This window comes from Gelidibacter sp. (assembly GCF_035577925.1).
Classification (GTDB): Bacteria; Bacteroidota; Bacteroidia; order Flavobacteriales; family Flavobacteriaceae; genus Gelidibacter.
Map to the genome: position 1 here is coordinate 1 of NZ_DATJCY010000273.1, position 2,438 is coordinate 2,438.

Genomic DNA, 2,438 nt, shown 5'->3' on the forward strand with positions numbered 1-2,438 from the left:
CGCTAATTCCTGTTCCAATGACAATGGCGTCATAGTGTTCTTTTATCATAATAATATTTTTAAAATAGTCTAGTTTTATAAATTAGGTTAGGACTAATTTATAGATCGTGAATGTTAAATCTTTTTAGTCGCTAAACTTAATCAAATTAGTAGTATTTTGATCAAACTTTAGTATTTTCATCCTTATTTTATTTTTAGATAACTTAATATTCAACCAAAATCATTATGATTAAAAGTATTATTGCTCCTTTATCTTTATTATTTCTGGTGGGATTCCTATTTTTTGGATGCAAGAAAAATGAAACGCAGTCCAACCAAACACACGTATTGACCGAAGAAAAAGAACCTTTTTTCAAGTTGTCATTAGCGCAATGGTCTTTGCACAGAGCTATTGGAAATAATGATTTGGATGCGTTTGATTTTGCTGAAAAGGCTAAAGCGATGGGTTTTGACGGCATCGAATATGTATCCGATTTATATAGGAAAAAGATAGCAGCCATGGGAATGGAAGCCGTTCTTGAAGTTTTAAAAGAAAAAAGTAAGGTGCATGGTGTTAAAAATGTTTTGATAATGGTTGATGACGAAGGGCATTTGTCATCACCGGATGAAAAAGAAAGAAATAAAGCAATTGAAAATCATAAAAAATGGGTCGATGCTGCGCAATTTTTGGGATGTCATGCCATTCGTGTCAATCTGTATGGTTCAGGTAGTGAGGAAGAGTGGATTTCAAATAGTACGATTGGTTTAACGCAATTGGCAGAATATGGCAAATCTAAAGGGATTAATGTGATTGTTGAAAACCATGGTGGTTTTTCTTCAAATGCAGCGCTTTTAGCAAAGGTTATGAAAACTGTAAATATGGATAATTGTGGCACCTTGCCTGATTTTGGAAATTTTTGTATAAAATATGGCGACGGAACATGTGCTGAAAGCTATGATAAATATAAAGGTATAGAAGAAATGATGCCTTTTGCAAAAGGTGTTAGCGCCAAATCCTATGATTTTGATGCCAATGGCAACGAAATAACGTTAGATTATCCTCGTTTTTTGAAAATAGTCAAAGATGCTGGATTTACCGGATATATAGGTGTTGAATATGAAGGAGGCAAGATAGGTGAAGAAAAAGGCATTGAATTGACACGGGCTTTATTATTGAAAATAGGAAAAGAGCTTGCCGATTAATTTTGAAATATTAAAACAATACATAAAATGAGTGAAACAAACAAAACACATACTATTTCCAGACGGAAATTTGTAGGTATGTCCATGGCTGCCAGTGCGGCTTTTAGTATTGTGCCGTCTTTTGCGGTGAGTGGTTTAGGACACGTTGCACCAAGTGATAAGTTGAATATTGCAGGGATTGGTGTTGGCGGAATGGGACTGGCCAACCTTAAAAACCTAGCTTCACAAAATATTGTTGCCCTCTGTGATGTGGATTGGAAATACGCTCAAGGTGCGGCTACCACTTTTCCCAATGCAAAAAAATATTGGGATTGGCGTAAAATGTTTGACGAAATGGGCAAGGACATCGATGCTGTGGTTATCGCAACTGCCGATCATACCCATGCTATCATTGCAGCACATGCCATTACATTGGGAAAACACGTATATCTTCAAAAACCATTGACCCACTCGGTTTATGAATCGCGGTTATTGACAAAATTGGCGAAAAAATATAAGGTTGCCACCCAAATGGGCAATCAAGGTGCTTCTGGCGAAGGTGTTGCAAAAACTTGTGAAATCCTTTGGAGCGGTGCTATTGGCGATGTTAAAAAAGTAGAGTCCTTTACGGATAGACCAATATGGCCACAAGGATTAAACACACCAGAAAGAGGCGACTGGGTTCCAGAAACCTTGAATTGGGATTTATTCACTGGCCCCGCAAAAATGAGACCTTATAATGAAGTTTATCATCCATGGAATTGGCGCGGTTGGTGGGATTATGGCACAGGGGCTTTGGGCGATATGGCCTGTCATATTTTGCACCCTGTATTTGAAGGACTTCAATTGGGATATCCTACAAAAGTTCAAGCAAGTTCCTCGTTATTGTTGAATGATTCTGCGCCGGTATCCCAAGCTGTAAAGCTGACATTTCCATCAAGAGGTAAAAAAGGACGAATGAAGTTGGACGAGGTTGATGTCCATTGGTATGACGGCGGTATCAAACCGATAATGCCCGATAATTGGCCGGCAGGAAAAAATCCAAATAAATCTGGTGGCGGTACGTTTTTCTATGGCACTAAGGATATTCTTCATGTGGGATGCTATGGTCTCGAACCAGAATTAGTATCGGGCAAACCTATCACGATTCCTAAAACAGAACGACGTGTTGAAGAAGAACTTGGACTAACCTGGTCTGGCGGTGCACACGAAATGGATTGGGTGCGCGCCTGTAAAGAAAATCCTGAAAGTAGAAAACCAACAACCTCCGATTTTGC

2 protein-coding genes are annotated in these 2,438 nt (G+C 38.6%); both read left to right on the plus strand.

Annotated features, from left to right (window positions below):
• The first annotated feature begins 225 nt into the window (after positions 1–225).
• Positions 226–1,182, plus strand: a complete 957-nt coding sequence (locus tag VNJ50_RS10760) for a sugar phosphate isomerase/epimerase family protein (RefSeq protein WP_325581730.1) — start codon at positions 226–228, stop codon at positions 1,180–1,182.
• A gap of 27 nt (positions 1,183–1,209) precedes the next feature.
• Positions 1,210–2,438 (plus strand): Gfo/Idh/MocA family oxidoreductase (locus VNJ50_RS10765; RefSeq protein WP_325581732.1); only part of this gene is annotated, 1,229 nt, incomplete at its 3' end.